Genomic DNA, 15962 nt, shown 5'->3' with positions numbered 1-15962 from the left:
CCCTGCAGCGCCGATGGTACTGGGGTTACTCCCGGGAGAGTAGGTCGCCGCCTCATTTATTCAAAAGCCTTTCAGGAAACTGAAAGGCTTTTTTGCGTTTAAGATTTTTCAAGAGTCTATTGACATCCGGGCAGCACACGTTAGGAGATCGGGAGCCACTTATTTATTCATAAGCGAGCTAGACAGCTGGCTTTTTTTGTGTTAAAGGTTTTTAAATATTTCATTGTTACACTTGTAGAAACCCATCAACATTAAGTAAGTGTAAACTTTAGGTTCTTTTCTTAAAAGTGTTTTCATATAATTTGATTAACCATTTTTCATTTTTAGAATATTATTGCAGTTTTGCATCAAAGCCAAATTTGAATGTCCATTCTATTTAGAGGTCTCCGTCTTGTTAATTCTAATGGTTTGTCACAACCAAATGATTACGTTTTTGAAAAAGGAGAATTTACACTTGTTACCAACAGCAATTCATCGGTATTTAATGAAGAAATTAATGCAGATGGCTGGCTCTTGTCAGATGGTTGGATTGATCTTAGATGTAGTATGGGCGAACCTGGTCATGAGTATAAAGAATCCATAGAAAGCCTTGCTGATTCATTAGTATCTAGTGGTTTTTGTGCAGGCGTGATACAGCCAAATACTCACCCAACGATTCAGTCAAAAGGTGATGTAGAATATATTTTGAATCGTGCGAAGCGGTTTACTCCTGAATTTGTAATACAGGGTGCTGTCACAAAAGATACTGCTGGAGAAGATTTTACTGAGATTTTGGATATGAATTTCCAGTCTGGTGTTAAGATCTTTGGTGAGGGTGTTAAACCCTTGTCGAATGGCGATCGGTTTATGAAAGTGAATCAATACCTGCAAAAATTTGACGGAATTTTGTTTGATCATTCTTACGATCCATTACTTGCTATTTTCGGACAAATGCATGAAGGTGAAAATTCCACAATGCTAGGGGTGAAGGGAATTCCAAATCTGGCTGAAGACGTGGCAATTCAAAGGAATATTGAGATTTTAAAATATACTGGTGGGCGTGTTCATTTTCAAACTGTCAGTTCTGCTAAAACTGTAGATCTTATTCGGAAAGCAAAAGCTGAAGGCTTAAGAGTTACTTCAGACATTTCAATTTATCAATTGATTTTTTCTGATCATGATTTAATGGATTTTGATCCTAATCTTAAGGTTTTACCGCCTTTCAGGGGAGATCTTGACCGGAAGGCATTAATTGATGGATTAAAGGATGGTACAATAGACGCTATTGTATCTAATCATCAGCCTGAAGATTTCGATTCCAAGTTTATGGAATTTGATCTGGCGCATTTTGGAATGGCTGGACTCCAAACCTTTCTACCAGCATTGGTTCGCTTAGAAGCTGAATTGGGTTGGGGATTGTTAATTGATAAAATTACGAAAGGGCCCAAATCAATACTTCCTCAAGAATTGACCGATTCTTGGACCATATTTGATCCTAAGTCTACTTGGACTTACAATGAAAAAACTAATAAATCGCTTTCTTCAAATAACCCTTGGTTTGGCAAAGAACTTACGGGGAAAGTGAAATATGTGATTCAAAAAGGTCAATTAATCGAAGTGAATGTCTAAGTATTTTAAAACAGCCTATCAATTCGGGAGCTTGGGCGGTATACTTAGCTTATTTGCTTTTTTTATACTTTCATTTTTTTATGTAGACCCTACGAATTTAACTTTGCTTTTTGGCTATGTTATAACACCGATTGCAATTTTTCTTGCCATCAAATTTTTTAAAGAATACTCCAATGGTGGATACCTATCTTTCGCAGAAGGTATGTCTGTAGGATTTGTGACATATGTTTTGATTGGATTAGTTTCAGCTATTGGGATTTGGATTATTCTGACGATTTCACCGAGTCTATTTGAGCAAATAAAACTTTCAAAATTCGATGTTTTAGAGAAAGGAAAAGAAACAATTATTTCTCAGGTCGGCGAAAATTCCTTTGACGCTACTCTTGTAAGCATAAAAGAAATGTCGAAATTGGATGTGTCAATCAATGATGGGCTATGGAAAATCATCCCAGGATTGTTTTTTACTATTATTATTTCAATTATTTTAAGAAAAAACCCTAACTAAAAAAATTATGGAAGAGCATCAATCTCCTTTTCAAGCAGCAATTAAACCCGGAGTTACCATGGGTTTGGTTTCATTGGCAGTAACCTTTATTGCCTATTTCATTGACTCCACACTCTTGGCATCAGGCTGGTTTGCATTGGTTGCACTTGTCATTTTCTTCGGATTGATCATTTATTTTGGTAGGGAATATCGTACCGAACTTGGTGGTTATATGAGTTTTGGGACCGCATTCAATTTTAGTTTTATAGCTATAATTATTTCAGGCTTAATTGGTCTAATTGGTCAAATTTTACTTTTTCAAGTAGTTGATCCGGAGTTGCCAGGAGTTTTAGCCGATAAATCTTTCCAAACCACGATTGAAATGATGGAAAAGTTTGGAGCCTCTGCTGATTCTTTGCCTCCAGATCAATTAGAACAAATGAAACAGGATACTATGAGCAATTTCACTCTAGTAGGTCAATTGAAAGGTTTTGGAATTGGAATCATATTTTACGCAATTATTGCATTAATTTTGGGGGCTATCTTGAAGAAAAAGGATAAGTCACTCGAATTTTAAATCATGCTTCAGATTTCCGTCGTAATTCCTGTTTTCAACGAAGAGGAGTCTTTACCAGAATTAGCAAATTGGATCAGCCGGGTCATGCATGACCACGGCTTTTCTTATGAAGTTATTTTGGTGAATGATGGAAGCTCCGATAATTCTTGGGAGCAAATCCAATCTCTGGCGGAAAAAACAAATGAGATCAAAGGCATCAATTTCACTCGAAATTATGGTAAATCTGCTGCGTTAGATGCGGGTTTTAATAAGGCCTCAGGGGAAGTAGTGATTACTATGGATGCAGATCTTCAAGATAGCCCGGATGAGATACCAGGACTCTATCAAATGATTAAAGAAGGTGGGTTTGATGTTGTTTCAGGCTGGAAAAAAGAAAGGCATGATCCAATATCCAAAACAATCCCTTCTAGATTTTTTAATGGGGTGACTCGATGGATTTCAGGCATTAAACTACACGATTTTAACTGTGGATTAAAAGCCTACCGTTTGAAGGTGGTGAAGAATATCCAGATCTATGGGGAAATGCATCGCTACATTCCCTTATTGGCAAAATGGAATGGATTTGGAAAAATAGGAGAAAAGGTAGTTAAGCACCAATCACGTAAGTATGGGTACTCCAAGTTTGGGATTGAGCGTTTTTTGAATGGTTTCTTGGATTTAATTTCAGTATCATTTGTCCATAGGTACAAAAAGAAACCGATGCACTTTTTCGGACTTCTTGGTTCTTTATCTTTTATGACTGGATTTTTGATTACCTGCTGGTTGATTTTTCAAAAAATTTATGGTCTTAGTAAAGGATTGAAAGTACGTGAGATTGTGGATCAGCCACTCTTTTTTCTTGCTTTGGTGGCATTGATTATTGGTGTTCAATTATTCGTTACGGGTTTCATCGCAGAGCTAATGACTTCCAATCAATCCAAAGAAGCTGAATACAAAATTGGCGAAGAGGTTAATTTTGATTTTTGATGTTTTTTTCGGTGATCATTCCGGTCTTTAATCGACCCGACGAGCTGGCCGAACTACTAAGAAGTCTATCTGTCCAATCCTATCAAAAGTTTGAAGTGATAGTCGTCGAAGATGGTTCGAGTATTACTTCAGAATCTGTTATCGGAAAATTCAGAAATGAAATTTCAATAACCTATCTAGTCCAATCTAACCAAGGGCAAGGTTTTGCGCGAAATAATGGAATGAGTAAGGCTAGCGGTGACTTCTTTGTCATTTTGGATTCGGATGTGATTTTACCAAAAAAGTATTTGGAAGTGTTAGCTAGTCAAATCCAAGAGCGAAAACTAGATGCTTTTGGTGGTCCTGATGCAGCCGCTTCCGATTTTTCGACAATGCAAAAAGCTATGGATTTTGCAATGACCTCCTTCTGGACTACAGGAGGGATTCGTGGAAAACTTAAAGACCCTTCCAAGTATCAAGCGAGGGGATTCAATATGGGGGTTTCCAAGACAGTTTTTTTAAAAACTGAAGGTTTTGCTGATCCAAATAGGGGAGAGGACATTGAATGGAGTATTCGGATAAAAAAAGCAGGATTCAAATTGGAATTGATTGAGGAGGCATTTGTTTATCATAAGCGAAAAAACACCTTGTTTTCTTTTGCAAAGCAAGCTTTTTCTTTTGGTCAAAATCGAGTAAATGTATCTCGATTCCATCCCGAAGCAATCAAACTTGTTCATTTGCTGCCTACTGCTTTCAGCTTGTTCCTTGTTTCGATGATTCCCCTCTCGATATTTTTCCCGTCGCTTTTCACCCTCCAATTAGTCTTAATTGGATTTTGGATTGGGATGATTTTTTTGAATTCCTTGATCCAATATCGCTCAGTTTCTGTTGCATTGTTGAGTATTATTACATCATTGACTCAACTCGTTTGCTATGGATTTGGGTTAGTATATGAATATCTTAAAAAATCGGTAAAGGGCTAAATTCCCTTTTTGCAGATAAATAGGATTTCATCTGGTGCTAGTGCAAATTGCTTAACTTTTTCTTGACCTAATTCCTTTACAAATTCATTTTCTTCGATTTTCAATCCGGATCTTCGGAGTCGTTCTGCATAGTCTTTTCCAAATTTCCTGACGTGATCACGTTGACCAAAGAGCCGCTCTCGTTCTGCAGGGTCTGTGATAGATTTGTCTTCCAGTGTTTTTTCTAGATTATAAACGGGGGATTGAAGAATTCCCCAGCCTGATTCCTTCAGAACTCTATTGAACTCTGAACAAGCTTTGATATCATCTTCTACATGCTCCAGTACATGGTTGCAGAACACAATATCAAATGTATTTTCAGGGAAAGGTATTTCATGAACATCCATTTTCACTTTAGCTAATGGGGATTCTATGTCGGCTGTAATGTATTCTAAATTTGGAAGGGACTCAAATCGATCTATAAAGCAATGCTCCGGAGCTACGTGAAGAACTTTCAACTTTGCAGTAAAAAAATCTGTTCTCTCTTTTAAAAATAGCCACATCAGTCTATGTCGTTCAAGGGCCAAGCAATTTGGGCAAAGGGCATTTGGCCTAGCTATTCGGCCATAAGGAAGGAACTTGCTGTATTGACTTCCACAGACTGGGCATTGAACCTGAGTGCCTTTATTTAACTGTGCAAAAACTTTCATCACCAAAGGGCTAACTCGCTGTAGCAATGGTCTCGGCACGTACCGGATGACAAAACTGATAATAGACTTCATAGGGTGATTTAAATCCAACGCAAGTTAACCAAAGACACCGTAGGGTTGAAAAGAATTAGTGGATTTTGAAATTTTACAAATTTTAGGAAAATGTAACAAACTATTCTATTGTTTAAGAATTTCCAATCGGTATTTTAGTTGATCCAAATATAGAACTATCAATTAAGCTATTTTATGAGATCTATTAAACCAACTTTTTTTGCCCACCTATCCAGTTTATTTCTTATTTGCCTATTCTGGAATGTGTCACACGCCCAGGAGGCTACTACTTTTACACTTCAAGAAATGGTGCAACGCGCTAAAGAACTTTCTCCTTCTTCGCTTCGGGCCCAAACCAGAAAAGAAAATAGCTATTGGCAGTACCGATTGTTTAAGTCAAATTATAATCCTCAACTGCGGCTAACCGGTACTATTCCGAGTTATTCTCAATCCTTCAATAGTGTTACCCAGCCGGATGGTTCTATCGAATTCTTGGAGGTTCAGCAGAATTTTATGGATCTTGAACTTGGTCTTCAGCAGGTAATTGCTCCCACTGGAGGGATCTTATCGGTTAATTCTTCTACTAATCGTTTTGATAATTTTCTGGCAACGGGAAGTAATCCTCAAACTAGGTATTCTGGAGTTCCTGTTAATGTGCGACTTCAGCAGCCAATTTTTGCTTACAACCCATTTAAGTGGGATAAGAAAATCCAACCCTTAGTTTTTGAGGAAAGTAAGCGAGCATATGTGCAAGAGATTGAAGAGGTGTCCTATTTCACTACTCAACTCTTTTTTGATTATTTGATTGCCCAAGTCAATCTTGAAATCGCAACTGTGAATTTGAAGAATACTGAAGAAATCTTTGGTATTGAAAAAAGAAGATATGAAATCGGAACGACTACTGAGGATCGCCTTCTACAAGTTGAACTTCAAGCTCTTCAGGCCAAGCAAGATCTTGCTCAGGCCAAGTTAGATTTGGAAGGTTCATCATTTGCAGTGAATTCATTTATTGGCTTGAATCAAACCTCAAAAATCACCTTAATATCTCCCACAGAATTACCTGATTTTGAAGTAGACGTTAATCAAGCTATAGAGTTGGCATTTGCTAACCGGGCAGAGGCTTTAGGTTTTGACAGAAGAAAGCTAGAAGCGGAAGCATTGGTAGCAGAAGCTAAAGGTCAGCGGATAGGAGCAAATCTGAATGCAAGTTATGGCTATAATAATGCTGCATTCAATTTTGGCGATTTGTATAATAATCCGAATACGCAAGCATTGGTGAATTTGGGCATATCAGTTCCAATCTTGGATTGGGGAAGAAATAAAGCGAGAATGTCGCAAGCACAGGCAAATCAGCGCTTAGTGGAGTATACGGTGGAGCAGGATATTATCAATTTCGAGCAGGAGATTTTCACAAAGGTTAAAAACTTCATCATGATGAGAGAGCGATTAAATGTTACTAATCTTTCTTCTGATGTGGCTCAGCGTAGATACGATATTGCGCTTAAGAGATATCAGACAGGAAGCGTAACCATAACTGATTTGAATATTGCCCAAAATGAAAAAGACTCTAATAAAAGAGCCTTTTTCAATTCATTAAAAGATTACTGGATGGCATATTATGAGCTTAGAGCACTTACGCTTTATGATTTTGAAAATCAGATTTTGCTTTATACTCCAGAGCTTGAAAACTAGTTAGCCTATTTTACCTTTTTCCTTTAGGTATTTTTCGAGCTTTTCAATTTCTTTGGAAAGTTTGTCTATGTCTTTCGTTTTCTTTTCCAGTGCCTTAGTTAATTTCGCTACATCATTTGGACTAAGATCACCTTTAGAGTTTTTACTTTGGAATTTGGCTAGATCCTTAGCGTATTTCTCTTTCAATTTTTCAATTTTCTCTTGATCCTTTTGAAGCTTGACTCTGGTTTTTTCGATTTTAGCTTGTTCTTTGAGAATCTTTTTATCTACTGTGGTTGCCTCACTAATGACCTCTTGGGCATAAGTGGTAGAAGGAGTCAGGAAAAATATTCCTGCTAAGAAGAGTATGCTGAAGATGATTTTTTTCATGACTTTTCGTTTTAAGTTTATTGAATTTCATCAAATACCATTGGAAAACAAAAGTTAATTCTGGTTTTTATCCTCTGAGTTTTCTACTGAAGGCGCTTTGGGTAGTCTACCAGATTTTAATAACGCTTCACGTATGATCCATTCCAATTGCCCATTGGTGCTTCTAAATTCATCTGCAGCCCATTTTTCAACTGCCTTCATCATCTTTTCATCTAGTCGTAGCGCAAAGGCTTTTTTAGATGCCATTTTATTCCTCCTTCCAGGTTGATAGATATTCTTCCAGCTCTTTAGCTTTCATGGTTCCTATCATGATTTTCTTTTTTTCTCCTATGTCTAGTAATAACCCTTTATCACCTAAAATACTATAAGCTTTAGTAGTGCTGTTCCCTTTCAATCCCCATCCGCCATAGTCAGTTATTGGACTATAGGAGATGACTGAAATAGATTGGATTTTTTCTCTTGGGTATTTTCTCCATGATCTTACAAATGGGAAAAATTTAAATGAAACTCCTATTTGGTCGATTCGTGTCTCGAGTTTTAAATTAAAAATGAAAAGAAGGATTAAACTCATTGTTACTCCTACAACCGACAATGCAATCCCCATTTCAGTTTTATCTTCAGCCTGAATAAAAAAAACAAGTAGTAAGATCAAGGTGGGCAGTTCGACCATCAAAATGAAATACATAACCCAAGTTCCTCTATAGGTTTGCGTTTCTTTATAAACTTGATTTGCCATATTACTGGTGTAATGTTCCTACGTTTAGTACAGGGCTGGCACTTCTATCTGAGCAGAGTACAACCATTAAATTAGATACCATTACTGCTTTTTTCTCATTATCAAATTCTATAATGTCTTTCATTTTCAAATCAGCAAGTGCCATTTCTACCATTCCTACTGCCCCTTCGACGATTTTCTGTCGAGCGGCTACTATGGCAGTTGCCTGCTGACGTTGAAGCATTGCAGAAGCAATTTCAGATGCGTAAGCCAAATGCGAAATCCGAGCCTCAATGACTTTGATTCCTGCATGATTCAATCGGTCACTTATTTCTCGCTCAAGCGAATGGTTTACTTCCTCTACGCCTGATCGAAGTGTAACTTCTTCTTTTTCGGCCTCAAAGTCATCATATGGATACAATCCAGCCATTTTTCGAATAGCAGCATCTGATTGTAAATGAACAAAATTCTCATAATCATCGACATCAAAAGTTGCTTTGAATGTATCGTCGACTTGCCAAACTACGATTGTACCGATCATTACTGGATTTCCGATTTTGTCATTCACTTTAACAGGTTTATTTTCAAAGTTTCGAACCCGTAGTGAAATTTTCTTCTTGGTCATAAATGGATTCACCCAAAAGAAACCACTCGCCTTTACGGTTCCTTTGTAATCCCCAAATAGTAAAAGAACCATTGCTTTATTAGGTTCTACAATAAAAAAACCTGTTAGGCAAATTGAGAAAAGCAAACTAGCTGCCACTCCAATAATAGGTTGCGCACCGATGAAGCTAAATACTGCAACGGGAATAAGTGCTACCAGGAATAGGATAATTAAATATCCAGAGAAAGGTTTGATTATTTTTTCCATGTCAATATGATGTTAAAATGATATCATATTGAATTACGTAAAAAAAATCTATACGTTCAAGTAATTTCAAAAAAAAAGTCCTGATACATCAGGACTTTAAATAGCATTATGTTTTTTTATTTCTTTTTGAAGAGTGAATCCACAAATTCTTTTCTATTAAAAATCTGTAGATCAGTCATTTTTTCCCCTACTCCAATGTATTTAACTGGGATTTTGAATTGATCCGAAATACCAATTACCACTCCACCTTTGGCTGTACCATCCAGTTTTGTAATTGCTAATGATGTGATTTCAGTGACCTTTGTAAATTCCTTAGCTTGAATGAATGCATTTTGTCCAGTTGAGCCATCGAGAACCAGCATGATCTCATGTGGTGCGTCTGGAATAAATTTTTGCATTACCCGCTTGATTTTACCCAGTTCATTCATCAAGTTTACTTTGGTATGAAGTCTACCGGCAGTGTCGATAATGACTACGTCAGCTTTTTGATCCACTGCTTGTTTTACTGCATCGAATGCTACAGAAGCCGGATCAGTATTCATTCCATGGGAAACTACTGGTACGCCTACACGCTCTCCCCAGAGAATCAATTGATCTACCGCCGCGGCCCTGAATGTATCAGCGGCTCCTAAAATGACAGATTTCCCTGCAGTTTTAAAAGTATTCGCCAATTTCCCAATTGTAGTAGTTTTTCCTACTCCATTTACCCCAACAACCATGATTACATAAGGCTTTTTATCTTCAGGGATATCAAAGTCAATGAGATCTTGCGTGTTATTTTCTTCGAGAAGAGCTGCTATTTCTTCCTTGAGGATTTTATCCAACTCGGAAGTATTAACATATTTATCTTTGGCTACACGAGCTTCTATTCGATTGATAACCTTTATGGTGGTATCCACTCCTACATCTGCTGTGATGAGGATTTCTTCGAGTTCATCTAATACAGCTTCATCCACAGTAGATTTACCTACTACAGCTTTGCTGAGTTTTGAGAAGATATTTTCGTTGGACTTTTGGAGCCCTTGGTCGAGACTTTCTTTTTTGTCCTTAGAGAAAAAGCCAAAGATTCCCATATAATACGTTTTAAAAATTCAATATAACCAAAAAGTCCCTGCTGACCTATGGGCAGAGGGACTTAGATACTTTAGGATGCACTTGGCAACTTATTTTTTCAAGGTATCCTGCACCAATGTGGAAGGAACCATTTCTTCTTTGAAGGTATAAGCACCAGTCTTGTCAGACTTTACGGCTCTTATCACTTTGGCGTAAGATACACCACCTTCTTTTTTTAGGGTTGCTACTACTTTCTTAGCCATATCTTTTGTCTTTTACTGGAATCGCTTCCGAGGGAATTACTTAATTTCTTTATGAACAGTCATTTTCTTCAAGATTGGGTTGAATTTCTTCAATTCTAATCTTTCAGTAGTGTTTTTTCTGTTTTTGGTAGTGATGTATCTTGAAGTACCTGGCATACCTGAAGTCTTGTGCTCCGTGCATTCCATAATCACTTGTACTCTGTTGCCTTTCTTAGCCATCTTCGTGTTGATTTAAGGGTCGTGACTTTGATTATCTGATTACGATCATACCGTCATTCTGCGCTTTCTTCAAAACTGCAGTAATTCCGTTTTTATTGATAGTTTTCAGTGCCTTTGAGCAAACTTTCAAAGTGATCCATGCGTCCTCTTCAGGTACGTAGAAAGTCTTCTTATGAAGATTTGGGTAAAATCTACGCTTGGTCTTGTTGTTTGCATGGGACACGTTGTTTCCTACGCGAGGTCTTTTTCCAGTAATGTCACAAACTTTTGCCATGGTAATATATCGTAAATATGATGCGTTTCTGTAATGAGTCTGCAAATATCGGAACTTTTCGCGAATTACCAACAAAGGGATTCAAAAATATTCCCTTTTCTATCAGCCTTTTGGGAAGGGGCAATGTTTACACCCACTTCCGCAGCAATATCCCCGTTTCAGATGATAGGATTTTGTGAAAACCATCAATCCGCTTTCGTTGAAATAATAATCGGAGGGTGTAATTGAAGTAGGAGTTTGTTGCTTCTTTTCGGGTTTCATGGGACAGACGAAGGGCAATTACTATATTTGTCCAACTCTTTGAATTTTAAATTAAAACCCAAAAATACAATAATATGGAGACTATTACTTCCAGTAACCAAGCAATCGCACTTGAGGATCAATACGGAGCACATAACTATCATCCGCTTCCAGTTGTTTTGGCAAAAGGAGAGGGAGTCTTTCTTTGGGATGTGGAAGGGAAAAAGTATTTTGATTTTTTGTCAGCCTATTCTGCTGTTAATCAAGGGCATTGCCATCCGAGCATTTTAAATGCTTTGATTGAGCAAGCTGGTACATTGACACTCACTTCCCGTGCATTTCATAATAATGTCTTGGGGCCCTTTGAGAAATATATTACGGATTACTTTGGTTTTGATAAAGTTCTCCCGATGAATACAGGTGCGGAAGGTGTAGAGACAGCTATAAAAATTGCTCGGAAATGGGGCTATGAAAAAAATGGCATCGAAGAAAATCAAGCTAAAATCATTGTAGCTGAAAATAATTTCCATGGAAGAACAACCACGATTATTTCTTTTTCGAATGATTCCAATGCACGGAAAAATTTCGGCCCATTCACTGAAGGCTTTATCCGTATTCCTTATAATGATATCACTGCGCTGAAGGCAGCATTAAAAAAAGAAAATGTGGTGGCCTTTTTGGTTGAGCCTATTCAGGGAGAAGCAGGAGTGTATGTGCCAGCTGATAATTACATTAAGGAGGCAAAAGCGGCCTGCGAAGCAGCTAACGTATTATTGATCGCAGATGAAATCCAGACTGGTATCGCCCGTACAGGTTCTCTTTTGGCCGTATGTGGTAATTGCACCTGTGAAAAATCATGTGAGCAACAGGCTACTTATACCAAACCAGACATGTTGATCTTAGGAAAAGCGATTTCTGGGGGCTTCTATCCAGTATCGGCTGTCCTAGCGGATAATCATATTATGGAAGTGATCAAACCTGGTCAACACGGATCAACTTTTGGGGGAAATCCTCTTGGGGCCAAAGTTGCAATCGCTGCGCTTGAAGTGGTATCTGATGAAAATTTGGCTCAAAATGCAAGAAGACTCGGAAAGATTTTTCGAGATAGGATGCAAGCGTTGGTAGAGAAATATCCTATTATGAAGCTTGTGAGAGGAAAAGGTCTTCTAAATGCAGTAGTTATTAATGATTCAGAAGATAGTAGTACAGCTTGGGATATTTGCGTGGCACTAAAAGATAATGGCTTACTCGCTAAGCCTACTCATGGGAATATCATTCGTTTTGCACCTCCATTGGTAATGACAGAGGATCAGATTCACGAGTGCTGTGATATTATTGAAAAGACCATAAAAGCTTTTTAATCATTAATCAGTTTAGCTTAAACTTCAATGAATTCCCTGAAATTTTGAATTTCAGGGAATTTTTTTTGGCTTTTGCGTAGTTTTGCCTTTAAATACACCTAAAAACAACATGCTTCAAGCGGTCATTTTTGACATGGATGGCGTTATTTGCCATACCAACCCCTATCATTCGATTGCATTTCAGCAGTTTTTTGCAAAAAGAAATTTGAACCCTACTGAAGAGGAGTATAAACATCATATGTATGGGAAAAATAATAGCTACATTCTAAGCCACTTTCTGGGACGTAAGATCGAGGGAAAAGAATTAGCTGAGTTGGAGTTCGAAAAGGAAAGCTTGTTCAGAGAAATTTATAAAACAAAAATTCAACCTATTGCTGGTTATTTAGACTTCCTCAGAAAGTTGAATTACCAGAACCTTCCTGTTGGTGTTGCTACCTCCGCTCCAAGGGCTAATATGGATTTGATTTTAGATACTTTAGAAGTGAGGTCAATTATGGGTTCTCTTTTATCGGAAGAGGATGTGTCCAAACATAAGCCTGACCCTGAAGTTTACCTTAAAAGTGCTTTCAACTTAAATGCAGACCCTAAACGTTGTTTAGTATTTGAAGACTCTTTCTCCGGAGTCTCAGCTGGTTTGAATGCTGGGATGAAAGTAGTTGGAGTTCTATCCACACATACTAAAGAAGAATTACCTGTTTGTGATTTATACATTAAAGATTACTCCGAACTGAATCTAGATCAGATTCAACAACTCTTTTTATAACATGCTCAGAAGACCAAGAAGAAATCGCAAATCCGAGGCAGTTAGAAGCCTTATTGAAGAAACATCCCTTTCTGTAAATGATATGATTTTCCCGATGTTTTTGGTGGCTGGCTCAAATCATAAAATCGAGGTTGCAAGTATGCCAGGTATCTATCGGTTTTCCATCGATTTAATGCTTCGAGAAATTGAGGCCTGTATGAAGCTTGGGATTATGGCCTTTGATGTGTTTCCGGCATATCCTGAAACGCTAAAAGATTCCATTGCATCCGAAAGCTATAATCCTGAAACCTTTTATTTAAAAGCGCTAAGGGAGATCAAGAAAAATTTTCCGGAAATCTGCCTAATGTCTGACGTGGCTATGGATCCGTATAGCAGTGATGGACATGATGGGTTGGTGAAAAATGGTAAAATCCTCAATGATGAGACGCTCGAGATTCTCGGTAGAATGTCATTGGCGCAAGCCGATGCTGGTGTTGATATCCTTGGACCTTCTGATATGATGGATGGACGTGTGGGATACATTCGTGGATTGTTGGATGAAAATGGTTATTCAGAAACTTCCATAATGTCATACACTGCCAAATACGCAAGTGCTTTTTATGGCCCATTTAGAGATGCGTTAGATTCGGCTCCGAAATTTGGAGATAAGAAAACTTACCAAATGAATCCTGCGAATTCAAAAGAGGCTCTTATCGAAGCTGATCTTGATATGGAGGAAGGTGCAGATTTCTTAATGGTAAAACCTGCTTTAGCTTACTTAGATATTATAAAGCTTTTGAGCGAAAATTATCCACTTCCAATAGCTGCCTATAATGTCTCTGGTGAGTATAGTATGATCAAGGCTGCCGCAAATCGTGGATGGCTAGATGGTGACCGAGCTATGCATGAATCACTGTTGAGTATTAGGCGTGCAGGAGCCAAAGTGATTCTTACTTATTTTGCTAAAGAGTTTGCTTTGCTTAGTAAATGAATCAGTTAAATATGAACTCAAAAAGCCGGCATTTTGTCGGCTTTTTTGTTTTGAGGGCAGATGATTTGCCTTGCTTATTTAAATTTTTCATAAAAATCTATGAATTAAGTTTAAATAAAAACTCATTTTTTTAAAATTTATATTTTTTATAAAACGGACTTATTGGTTTAAAATTCTGAAAAATACGCATAAACGGAATTAAATTTTTTAATTATAAAATATTCAATTGCTATGTTTTGAATCTGAATTTTTTCAATCGATTCCGAAGAATAATACATAGGTTTTCAAAATATTGTTTTGTTAAACAGAAGGTTTAAAAAAACATTGATTTTTATTGATTTTTTGAAAAAATGATAAAAATTGGTTTAAAAAATATATTTAAAAGCTATAAAATTTGTATTATCTGTAAAAGTATATTTGTTTTTTTATCAATAATATAATTACATTCGGAAATAGCTTCGGCTCTCAAACCTTATAAAAATTCTGAAAAAGTTCAAAATTTAATCAAAAACCTATGAAGTATTTTGTACCTCTATTTGCTCAAGATGTAGGAGCAACGGCAGATTTATCCGCAGAAATCGCCCAAGGACTATTTACCACCAATAATGTTTGGATGATGCTTTCCACTGCGCTGGTCTTTATTATGCACCTGGGCTTTGCCGGTGTTGAGACTGGATTTGGACAAGCTAAAAACACGGTGAATATTCTCTTTAAAAACACGATTACACCCATCTTAGGCATATTGTCTTATGCGGTAGTCGGTTTTTTCTTAATGTATCCAGGATTTGAGACTCCTGGATGGTTTGCTTTTGACCTTTCTGGTTGGAAGATGTTTTGGTTTTCCCCAGCGGATGCTGATGTTTCAATAGGATATGCTGATGGAGGATTTACTTATTGGACTGATTTTTTATTTCAAGGGATGTTTGCTGCAACAGCCGCGACTATTGTCTCCGGGGCAATAGCTGAGCGGGTGAAATTATCTGCTTACCTGATCTTTACTTTATTCTTTGTGGGAATAGTTTATCCCTTGATTGGAAGTTGGAAATGGGGCGGTGGTGCTTTAGATGCTATGGGCTTTTATGATTTTGCAGGGAGCACATTGGTTCACTCTGTAGGAGGATGGGGGGCTTTGGCAGGAGTAATCCTAGTTGGTCCGAGAATCGGGAAATATGTAAATGGTAAAACTGTAGACAAACCTGGTGCATCAGTTCCACTTGCTGTGATTGGAGTTTTTATGCTATGGTTAGGCTGGTTTGGATTTAATGGTGGATCTGTTTTATCTGCGGATCCTGCACTTGTTTCCTTTGTTTTGGTCACGACCTCTCTGGGGGCTAGTGCTGGAGGTATCGGTGGCTTCCTGGCGGGTAATTTGGTTTTTAAGCGACTCGATTTGGGAATGATGCTGAATGGAGTGCTTGCAGGACTTGTAGGTATCACAGCGGGAGCAGACGTGATTACTCCTGCTTCAGCAGTGATTATAGGGTTAGTGGCAGGAGTCTTAGTAGTCTATTCTGCCGTTTTATTGGATAAGTTGAAACTTGATGATGTGGTGGGTGCCGTTTCGGTTCACCTGACCTGCGGCGTTTGGGGGACTTTAGCAGTAGGAATTTTCTCAACCAACCCCGAGCATACTTTTCTCACTCAACTTACCGGCGTAGCGATTTGCGGGGCAATGGCCTTCAGCTGTGCTTTCATTATCTTTTTTGTTTTAAAGAAGACTATAGGTATCAGAGTGTCTGAGGCTCACGAGAAGAGCGGTCTTGATTCTCATGAACATGGAATTCGTGGCTATACAATCGTCTATGACGAATAGTCAAACCTAAATTAAAGAACCC

20 protein-coding genes are annotated in these 15962 nt (G+C 37.8%); 10 read left to right on the top strand and 10 right to left on the bottom strand.

All coding sequences use genetic code 11. The features are described 5' to 3' along the window. Window positions 1-363 precede the first annotated feature (363 nt). Genes BVC88_RS10520 through BVC88_RS10500 form a run of 5 tightly spaced genes read left to right on the top strand, consistent with a single transcriptional unit; the run spans window position 364 to window position 4597 of the window. Window positions 364-1608, top strand: coding sequence for a dihydroorotase (locus BVC88_RS10520; protein WP_075350632.1), 1245 nt, complete (start codon window positions 364-366; stop codon window positions 1606-1608). Further along, entirely contained in the window at window positions 1601-2113 is a 513-nt protein-coding gene (locus tag BVC88_RS10515) for a DUF4199 domain-containing protein (RefSeq protein ID WP_075350631.1), read from the top strand. The genes BVC88_RS10520 and BVC88_RS10515 overlap by 8 nt, the downstream gene beginning before the upstream one ends. A 7-nt stretch (window positions 2114-2120) precedes the next feature. Then, window positions 2121-2669, top strand: a complete 549-nt coding sequence (locus tag BVC88_RS10510; RefSeq protein WP_075350630.1) for a DUF4199 domain-containing protein — start codon at window positions 2121-2123, stop codon at window positions 2667-2669. Window positions 2670-2672: 3 nt separating this feature from the next. After that, complete coding sequence (locus BVC88_RS10505) at window positions 2673-3635, top strand: glycosyltransferase family 2 protein (protein WP_075350629.1); 963 nt, start codon at window positions 2673-2675, stop codon at window positions 3633-3635. Further along, entirely contained in the window at window positions 3635-4597 is a 963-nt protein-coding gene (locus BVC88_RS10500) for a glycosyltransferase (protein WP_075350628.1), read from the top strand. Before BVC88_RS10505 ends, BVC88_RS10500 begins: the two co-directional genes overlap by 1 nt. Here the strand turns inward: BVC88_RS10500 and BVC88_RS10495 are convergent. Next, window positions 4594-5358: a class I SAM-dependent methyltransferase gene (locus BVC88_RS10495; protein WP_075350627.1), complete on the bottom strand. Its 765-nt coding sequence runs from the start codon at window positions 5356-5358 to the stop codon at window positions 4594-4596. The genes BVC88_RS10500 and BVC88_RS10495 overlap by 4 nt on opposite strands. 174 nt (window positions 5359-5532) lie before the next feature. Here BVC88_RS10495 and BVC88_RS10490 point away from each other — a divergent pair, with 174 nt between their 5' ends. Then, entirely contained in the window at window positions 5533-7029 is a 1497-nt protein-coding gene (locus BVC88_RS10490) for a TolC family protein (protein WP_075350626.1), read from the top strand. On the opposite strand, the gene BVC88_RS10485 is transcribed toward BVC88_RS10490, so the two are convergent. The 9 genes from BVC88_RS10485 to BVC88_RS21675 all read right to left on the bottom strand — a co-directional run bounded on the left by BVC88_RS10485 (window position 7030) and on the right by BVC88_RS21675 (window position 11054). Then, a complete protein-coding gene (locus BVC88_RS10485) occupies window positions 7030-7398 on the bottom strand; it encodes a hypothetical protein (protein ID WP_075350625.1) in 369 nt (122 codons plus the stop codon). It abuts the gene before it with no gap. A 54-nt stretch (window positions 7399-7452) separates the two neighbouring features. Next, the gene (locus tag BVC88_RS10480; RefSeq protein ID WP_075350624.1) at window positions 7453-7644 is read right to left on the bottom strand and encodes an Arc family DNA-binding protein; all 192 of its coding nucleotides are present in this window, start codon (window positions 7642-7644) and stop codon (window positions 7453-7455) included. A gap of 1 nt (window position 7645) precedes the next feature. Next, entirely contained in the window at window positions 7646-8134 is a 489-nt protein-coding gene (locus BVC88_RS10475; protein ID WP_075350623.1) for a hypothetical protein, read from the bottom strand. Between the two features lies 1 nt (window position 8135). Next, on the bottom strand, window positions 8136-8984 hold the full coding sequence (locus tag BVC88_RS10470; RefSeq protein WP_075350622.1) for an SPFH domain-containing protein: 849 nt from the start codon (window positions 8982-8984) through the stop codon (window positions 8136-8138). Window positions 8985-9100: 116 nt separating this feature from the next. Next, window positions 9101-10057, bottom strand: a complete 957-nt coding sequence (gene ftsY / locus BVC88_RS10465) for a signal recognition particle-docking protein FtsY (RefSeq protein ID WP_075350621.1) — start codon at window positions 10055-10057, stop codon at window positions 9101-9103. Window positions 10058-10147: 90 nt separating this feature from the next. Then, entirely contained in the window at window positions 10148-10300 is a 153-nt protein-coding gene (locus BVC88_RS10460) for a DUF4295 domain-containing protein (protein WP_075350620.1), read from the bottom strand. Window positions 10301-10336: 36 nt separating this feature from the next. Further along, entirely contained in the window at window positions 10337-10519 is a 183-nt protein-coding gene (gene rpmG / locus BVC88_RS10455; RefSeq protein WP_075350619.1) for a 50S ribosomal protein L33, read from the bottom strand. Window positions 10520-10550: 31 nt separating this feature from the next. After that, a complete protein-coding gene (rpmB, locus tag BVC88_RS10450; RefSeq protein WP_075350618.1) occupies window positions 10551-10793 on the bottom strand; it encodes a 50S ribosomal protein L28 in 243 nt (80 codons plus the stop codon). A gap of 102 nt (window positions 10794-10895) precedes the next feature. Beyond that, window positions 10896-11054, bottom strand: a complete 159-nt coding sequence (locus BVC88_RS21675; protein ID WP_175574404.1) for a DUF5522 domain-containing protein — start codon at window positions 11052-11054, stop codon at window positions 10896-10898. Window positions 11055-11128: 74 nt separating this feature from the next. Here BVC88_RS21675 and rocD point away from each other — a divergent pair, with 74 nt between their 5' ends. The 4 genes from rocD (at window position 11129) to BVC88_RS10430 (ending at window position 15940) form a co-directional block, all read left to right on the top strand. Next, the gene (gene rocD, locus BVC88_RS10445) at window positions 11129-12394 is read left to right on the top strand and encodes an ornithine--oxo-acid transaminase (RefSeq protein ID WP_075350617.1); all 1266 of its coding nucleotides are present in this window, start codon (window positions 11129-11131) and stop codon (window positions 12392-12394) included. A 109-nt stretch (window positions 12395-12503) separates the two neighbouring features. Further along, window positions 12504-13157 carry an HAD family hydrolase gene (locus BVC88_RS10440; RefSeq protein WP_075350616.1) on the top strand — a complete coding sequence of 218 codons (654 nt, stop codon included), beginning with the start codon at window positions 12504-12506 and terminating at the stop codon, window positions 13155-13157. 1 nt (window position 13158) lies between these two features. After that, window positions 13159-14127: a porphobilinogen synthase gene (gene hemB / locus BVC88_RS10435; RefSeq protein ID WP_075350615.1), complete on the top strand. Its 969-nt coding sequence runs from the start codon at window positions 13159-13161 to the stop codon at window positions 14125-14127. Window positions 14128-14641: 514 nt separating this feature from the next. After that, entirely contained in the window at window positions 14642-15940 is a 1299-nt protein-coding gene (locus BVC88_RS10430) for an ammonium transporter (protein WP_075350614.1), read from the top strand. Window positions 15941-15962 lie beyond the last annotated feature (22 nt).

This window comes from Algoriphagus marinus, assembly GCF_001936475.1.
Lineage (GTDB): Bacteria > Bacteroidota > Bacteroidia > Cytophagales > Cyclobacteriaceae > Algoriphagus > Algoriphagus marinus.
Note: the sequence above shows the minus strand (reverse complement) of the source record. Positions and strands in the feature narration are given on the sequence as shown.

What these genes read in the sequence shown, in the direction of transcription:
- BVC88_RS10520 (WP_075350632.1), top strand. Translation starts at nt 364, where the DNA reads ATGTCCATTCTATTTAGAGGTCTCCGTCTTGTTAATTCTAATGGTTTG.
- BVC88_RS10515 (WP_075350631.1), top strand. Translation starts at nt 1,601, where the DNA reads ATGTCTAAGTATTTTAAAACAGCCTATCAATTCGGGAGCTTGGGCGGT.
- BVC88_RS10510 (WP_075350630.1), top strand. Translation starts at nt 2,121, where the DNA reads ATGGAAGAGCATCAATCTCCTTTTCAAGCAGCAATTAAACCCGGAGTT.
- BVC88_RS10505 (WP_075350629.1), top strand. Translation starts at nt 2,673, where the DNA reads ATGCTTCAGATTTCCGTCGTAATTCCTGTTTTCAACGAAGAGGAGTCT.
- BVC88_RS10500 (WP_075350628.1), top strand. Translation starts at nt 3,635, where the DNA reads ATGTTTTTTTCGGTGATCATTCCGGTCTTTAATCGACCCGACGAGCTG.
- BVC88_RS10495 (WP_075350627.1), bottom strand. Translation starts at nt 5,358, where the DNA reads ATGAAGTCTATTATCAGTTTTGTCATCCGGTACGTGCCGAGACCATTG.
- BVC88_RS10490 (WP_075350626.1), top strand. Translation starts at nt 5,533, where the DNA reads ATGAGATCTATTAAACCAACTTTTTTTGCCCACCTATCCAGTTTATTT.
- BVC88_RS10485 (WP_075350625.1), bottom strand. Translation starts at nt 7,398, where the DNA reads ATGAAAAAAATCATCTTCAGCATACTCTTCTTAGCAGGAATATTTTTC.
- BVC88_RS10480 (WP_075350624.1), bottom strand. Translation starts at nt 7,644, where the DNA reads ATGGCATCTAAAAAAGCCTTTGCGCTACGACTAGATGAAAAGATGATG.
- BVC88_RS10475 (WP_075350623.1), bottom strand. Translation starts at nt 8,134, where the DNA reads ATGGCAAATCAAGTTTATAAAGAAACGCAAACCTATAGAGGAACTTGG.
- BVC88_RS10470 (WP_075350622.1), bottom strand. Translation starts at nt 8,984, where the DNA reads ATGGAAAAAATAATCAAACCTTTCTCTGGATATTTAATTATCCTATTC.
- ftsY (WP_075350621.1), bottom strand. Translation starts at nt 10,057, where the DNA reads ATGGGAATCTTTGGCTTTTTCTCTAAGGACAAAAAAGAAAGTCTCGAC.
- BVC88_RS10460 (WP_075350620.1), bottom strand. Translation starts at nt 10,300, where the DNA reads ATGGCTAAGAAAGTAGTAGCAACCCTAAAAAAAGAAGGTGGTGTATCT.
- rpmG (WP_075350619.1), bottom strand. Translation starts at nt 10,519, where the DNA reads ATGGCTAAGAAAGGCAACAGAGTACAAGTGATTATGGAATGCACGGAG.
- rpmB (WP_075350618.1), bottom strand. Translation starts at nt 10,793, where the DNA reads ATGGCAAAAGTTTGTGACATTACTGGAAAAAGACCTCGCGTAGGAAAC.
- BVC88_RS21675 (WP_175574404.1), bottom strand. Translation starts at nt 11,054, where the DNA reads ATGAAACCCGAAAAGAAGCAACAAACTCCTACTTCAATTACACCCTCC.
- rocD (WP_075350617.1), top strand. Translation starts at nt 11,129, where the DNA reads ATGGAGACTATTACTTCCAGTAACCAAGCAATCGCACTTGAGGATCAA.
- BVC88_RS10440 (WP_075350616.1), top strand. Translation starts at nt 12,504, where the DNA reads ATGCTTCAAGCGGTCATTTTTGACATGGATGGCGTTATTTGCCATACC.
- hemB (WP_075350615.1), top strand. Translation starts at nt 13,159, where the DNA reads ATGCTCAGAAGACCAAGAAGAAATCGCAAATCCGAGGCAGTTAGAAGC.
- BVC88_RS10430 (WP_075350614.1), top strand. Translation starts at nt 14,642, where the DNA reads ATGAAGTATTTTGTACCTCTATTTGCTCAAGATGTAGGAGCAACGGCA.